5 protein-coding genes are annotated in these 5,294 nt (G+C 39.3%); all 5 read left to right on the top strand.

The features are described 5' to 3' along the window. A partial coding sequence (locus tag AAKU61_RS22105; RefSeq protein WP_354335737.1) for a DUF2345 domain-containing protein occupies positions 1 to 807 on the top strand: 807 nt, incomplete at its 5' end. Positions 808 to 809: 2 nt separating this feature from the next. Continuing rightward, positions 810 to 1,337 (top strand): hypothetical protein, encoded by a 528-nt coding sequence (locus AAKU61_RS22100; protein WP_354335736.1) that lies wholly within the window; start codon positions 810 to 812, stop codon positions 1,335 to 1,337. Continuing rightward, on the top strand, positions 1,337 to 3,628 hold the full coding sequence (locus AAKU61_RS22095; protein WP_354335734.1) for a TIGR02594 family protein: 2,292 nt from the start codon (positions 1,337 to 1,339) through the stop codon (positions 3,626 to 3,628). Before AAKU61_RS22100 ends, AAKU61_RS22095 begins: the two co-directional genes overlap by 1 nt. Continuing rightward, positions 3,628 to 4,131, top strand: coding sequence for a hypothetical protein (locus tag AAKU61_RS22090; RefSeq protein WP_354335732.1), 504 nt, complete (start codon positions 3,628 to 3,630; stop codon positions 4,129 to 4,131). Before AAKU61_RS22095 ends, AAKU61_RS22090 begins: the two co-directional genes overlap by 1 nt. A 137-nt stretch (positions 4,132 to 4,268) precedes the next feature. Next, the gene (locus AAKU61_RS22085) at positions 4,269 to 4,952 is read left to right on the top strand and encodes a hypothetical protein (RefSeq protein WP_354335730.1); all 684 of its coding nucleotides are present in this window, start codon (positions 4,269 to 4,271) and stop codon (positions 4,950 to 4,952) included. Positions 4,953 to 5,294: the final 342 nt, after the last annotated feature.

The following is a 5,294-nucleotide window of genomic DNA, read 5'->3' as shown; positions in this document are numbered from 1 at the left end:
ACGGAGGGCAGTAGCGATAGTAACGCAAACAACGGCGGCCAAGGCAAAGTCACCGCCTACAGCGAACCCCACCTGCAACTCAGCAGCCCCGCTGGTATCGCCGCAGTCACGCCCGCCAACGTTATTTTAAGCAGCGGCAACACCAGCAGCATCACCGCCAGCCAAGACATCAACTTCGCCGTCCAGGGTCAGCACATTCACGCCGTCAAAGCCGGCATCAGCCTCTTCACCTACGGCAAGATCAGCAAAACCAACACCGACAAACCGAATCAAGAAACGGGCATCCGTCTCCACGCCGCCAGCGGCAAAGTCAGCAGCCAAAGTCAAAGCGCAGAGACCAAGCTCACCGCCGACAAAGCGATACAAGTCAACAGCATCACCAACAGCATCACCATTGCCGCCCCCGAGCATGTACTCCTCACAGCGCAAGGTGCGTACATCAAACTAGAAGGTGGCAACATCATGGTGCACGGGCCGGGGACGATGGCATTTAGGGCTAGTGCTAAGGAATTGGCTGGGCCGGGTAGTAGCAGTCCTAAGTTCCCTGACTTGCCAGGATCAAAACTTTACTCGGGTGTTTTTGAAATTGTAGATAAAGATAAAAAAGAGCCTGTAGCTCAGCGGTTATATCGTAAGCAAAGAGCTGACGGTACAGTGTTGTTTGGGCGCACAGGTAGCGAAGGTAAAACAAGAGCAGTTCTTACTTCGGAGCCTGAACCGCTCAAGATCGTTTTAGATCGACACGAAAAATTTCATCGGGAAAAAGTTGATGAAGATGATATTGATGATTGGTTTAATGAGGTTTGAAGATGACAATACTAAAATTTTTAAGAAGCAGATTGATCCTAATTTTTCCGCTCGCAATGTTTGCCTCGGATGTATTTGCAGCAGACGATATGCGATGGTTTAAAAATGAAACGGCATGTAATGAAGTAAAAATTACGGTTCTCTCTTATTGCCAAAATGACGTAGATGAGATGGTTAATACTTTCTGTGTACAACAAAAACTTATTTTGGAAAATAGTGATAAAAAAATTATGTTATCAAATCTTCTGGAAAAGGAACCATCAAGAAATGAATTCCATTCGGTTCGCTCATTAACTTGCGTAGCCGGAAAAAATAATAAGCCGTATATATATTTTTCTTTAGGCAACGGAGGTAACTGCAATGATTGCGAGGTTCATGCAACCATGGACTTGAATGGCAGATGGAAACACTATGATCGAAAATGGTTCGTATCCGGTAGTGAGCGTAAATATATTGATCGCCAAGAAAAAGTTTGGTGGAAGGAAGATTCTTTTTACTTGAAAAATAAAATAGAAAACGTGGAAAAATAATGCCAAATACACACGTCAATGAATCGATCGATCAAAAAAAAGATCTAAAAGGTAATTCGCGTCGAGGTGGAGATGCTCCACCTGAAATACAACAAAAGATCGTTGATATCATTATTGAAGAAGCTCGTAAGCTTCAATTCAATAATCGTGACATTGCTTACTATATTGCAATTGCAAAGCGAGAATCTGGTTTTAATCCAGATGCTGCCAATAGTGGATCATCTGCGTCAGGTGTTGCGCAGATGCAGGATGATACTGGAACCACATTTGGTCTAAATAAGACCAATCGTTTTGATGCACGTGCCAGTATCAAGGCTGGTTTGCAGTATTTTGAGAAAATTAAAAGAAAAATTATTTCTAAATATGGCTCAGCGAGCGATGATTATGAAACGCTGATCTATTTTTGCTATCACTACGGTGAGTTTGCAATTAACCGCCGTGAAACGGTTAATGGACACGTGGTAGTAAAAGAAGCATTACCTATCGCTACATTAAAGGGTAATCCTAAATATGCAGACTCAAAGACGGTCGTAGACGAGGCGATTCGTATTGAAAAAATTCTAAACGATATACATGGCTTGCAAATTAAACTGACGGATATCCTAGGTAAACCATCCGCGGGTCGAAAAGTGATTGTTGTTCAGAAAAAAGCTGTGATATCGGCTGATACTGAAAGTAAATCACCAGCACCAGCACCAGCACCAGCAGGTCCAGGCCCTAATTCTGGCGGCGATGCAAATGAAGCATCACCGGATAAATTACCAAAAATCTCCGCGACGGACGATCAATCTATGTCTGCGGCAGAGGCAAAGCCGCTATCAACTGATGTAACCGTCGAAACTTCTGTTCCAATTAAGTGGGAGCTTAGTGCGATTGAAATGGTGACCGATGGCGATGGTAACATTCCTGAAATTACATCTGAATCTCAAGAGCCAATTGTGATTCTTATTCCTCGACTTGAATATGAAGCTTATAACGAAGCCGTCGCAAAAAATGAAATTACAGAAGACGGAAATAAGCATAATATTTCGCTAAATAGTGGAGAGGCTGGCTCGTTACCTGCGATAAGATCTCCTGCAGTACTTGAAGTGAAGAAGGTAATTCCCTCGCCTCCTAAACCTAAATTAGAGCCTAAGCCAGCATCGACCAAAAAAGACATTTTTGCTGCAGCAGATGCCAGTGCAAAACAAGCTAAACCGTCTACCCCAACCCCGCATCCAGATATTACATTTAACGATGTACAGATTGCGTTAAAGCAGTTTTTAGGTTGGCCAAACGTCCTCGAAACATCATTTTCTTATATGAAGCAACTCTATACGCGCCCAATGTTACCCGGCAAGATTTTGGATGAAAACATACCGACAAACAAAGGAAAGATTCGAACACAAGTTATTTCAAGTAGCATAAAAAATCAGGATGCAAAGACGCTGACTGTCAAAGATAAAGTAACTACTGCCGCTCAGACTGCTGTGCAAAAAGTTGAACTGACAGGTGACGCGCCTTGGATGAGTTATGCTTTAAAAGAGCAAACGAAATCTAATCAAATAATTAAAGATGGTGCCAGGAGCATGGAAAAAGATGGCACACAAAAAAATGATCCCGATTGGAAGGCAGAGCATCAAAAGCGTAATAATGCTGACGCAGCTATAAAAAAAGCTAAATCCGAGCTTCAGAAGGAAAAGCAAAAAACTGAAAATAGTAAAGATCACAGTAAAATTTTAGAGCGGCAACAAAAAATCGCTGAAAATGAATCTATACGCGAAGAAGCCGATCAAAAAATGCAGGAGATAGAAAAAAAATATAATAACGAAGATATTGTTAAATATCTTCAGTCAACAAATTTAGACAGAGATATGGCTAGGGATGACTCAACCGCTTGGTGCTCATCTTTCGCTAATTGGTGTGTAGAACAAAGTGGTTACCGTGGTAGCAACAGTGCTGCTGCGGAATCTTGGAAAGAATGGGGTGAAGAAATGAAAGAGCCTCGTTATGGTGCAATCGTTGTAGTTACGAGAGCAACCAATCCAACCAAATATCATGTGGGTTTTTTTCTCAACTTTGGGAAAAGAAATATATTAGATGGCGAAGAGGAAATCGAGGTTAAAGGTAAAAATGGCGAATTGATTAAAAAGAAGAAAAAGAAATTTAAGCAAGTTGACGTAGTTAGTCTATTAAGTGGCAATTATTCAGATCAAGTTAAAGAGGGAAATGAATGGACTGTTTTAGCGAGCGAGAACCCTGCGAAACATTTAGTTTCATACAGATGGCCAACTTCAAAAGAAAAAAAATAATGAAGTTTCTACTTATTGTCATTTTTTCGTTTATTTCTTTCGATGCTTTAGCAGAAGAAAACTGTAAGTTTGGTGATGGCAAAACACTCTTGCAAACTTGGAATTCTTTTATTCGAATATCTCTTAAAGGTGAGCCTGAAGAGATCGCTATGTTCTATAAGTTTCCGGTGAAACTATACTCACCTACAGATTCGCGTGGCATAGATGAAAAACCAATTGTGTTAAAAAAAAATATTTTCCTGAAAAACTACAAATCTATTTTTCAAGAAGATGAGTCAGGGCAGGAGATAAATCTTTTTCAAGAAATTAAAAAACTTAAAACACGTGATTACACAAATAAAAATGCTTTTGATGAGAAAGGATGTAGTCAGCTCGCATCTGTTCGAGTTGAGGATTATGTTTTTGTCTGGAGTAAATCCAAGGGTTGGTTAGTTGAATCTGCAACCTATATTGGCTATCAAGATCTTAAGACCCGATTTGAAAAGAAGGATGTTATCCAGTAGATTTTTTTCATTACGGATAGCCTAAAAAATAGGTGCTATACATATGAGTTGAGTTCCTTTCATGTATATATCACAAGCCTTGAAAATTATTATGATAAAAAACTTGAGACCGCCTATAAAAAATTTAAGTATGAAAAATGAATAGTTTGGAAATCTATAAATCAATATTATGCAGTGTTAGTTTAATACTGCCCCAATATGTATTAGCCGCGGATATAACATCATCTGGGAAAAATGAAATTTTCGATAATCCATTTATTGTTACTGGATTTAATCCAAATACAAATGTTGTAACCGGATATGTCTCTGCTTTGAGAACGGCTCCAGGCAAGACTGATGAGTGTAAATTTGTATTTTTTGGACAGGTTAAAAATAAGAATGTAGTTACTGTTTTTGTGAAAAATACGCTTGATCAATCTGCAAATCAAACATCAGTATTAAAGGATATAAAAGCTGAATTAACAGCCGATTTAAAGCAAGAAAAATTAACCTTCAACAAAAAAACGCTACCAGGAGATTGCGAGTGGATATTGCCATTCATTGGTGAACCGAAAGTTATTGAAGAGGATAAGCAGTTGTCAATTCAGATTGATAAAAGTACTAAGTTAGATTTTCTTGGCGTTTATGTAATTCGTTCAAAGCGTACATATTTTCATAAGTTACCAGACGAGGGAAGTATAGAAAAAACGTTTTTAGTTAATGGTGATTTGGCATATGTTTACGAAGAAAAGGAAGATTGGTATTACGTGAAATTTCCGGGACGTAAAAAGGAGACTGTTGGTTGGATTAAGAAATCAGACACAATTCAGTTTGCTAAGTAAATAAAATATTTATTCGTCATTTTTATTTTCTCTTTGCAGCAACAGTTGTTGTAATGATTTTTGGTAAAAATTAGTTCGATAGCCAAAACGCTGTTCATGTATATATTAAAAATATACTCCGGCGATGTATATTTTAATCGTCCATAGAATGATTGGGCGATAAGCTATATTTGGAATAAATAATAGGGGGAGTATATTGAAATTGCCCGGTAATTGTAGATTGTAAGCCTTGCTAATCCAAATAGGAACCTTAGGCAGCCACACGTTAGTGATTGCCGATCACAACGGCGCATTCCAGCCCAACGTTCAAGCGCAGATCGACTACACCCAACCCGGCGCGAT

The sequence above is a fragment of the Undibacterium sp. GrIS 1.2 genome, assembly GCF_040544435.1.
In the GTDB taxonomy this organism is placed as follows: domain Bacteria; phylum Pseudomonadota; class Gammaproteobacteria; order Burkholderiales; family Burkholderiaceae_D; genus Undibacterium.
The sequence above is the reverse complement of the archived record's forward strand: the minus strand, read 5'-3'. Positions and strand labels throughout refer to the sequence as shown.

Bases quoted from the DNA above. Each gene is read 5' to 3' on its own strand.
- AAKU61_RS22100 (WP_354335736.1), top strand. From the start codon at position 810: ATGACAATACTAAAATTTTTAAGAAGCAGATTGATCCTAATTTTTCCG.
- AAKU61_RS22090 (WP_354335732.1), top strand. From the start codon at position 3,628: ATGAAGTTTCTACTTATTGTCATTTTTTCGTTTATTTCTTTCGATGCT.
- AAKU61_RS22085 (WP_354335730.1), top strand. From the start codon at position 4,269: ATGAATAGTTTGGAAATCTATAAATCAATATTATGCAGTGTTAGTTTA.
- AAKU61_RS22095 (WP_354335734.1), top strand. From the start codon at position 1,337: ATGCCAAATACACACGTCAATGAATCGATCGATCAAAAAAAAGATCTA.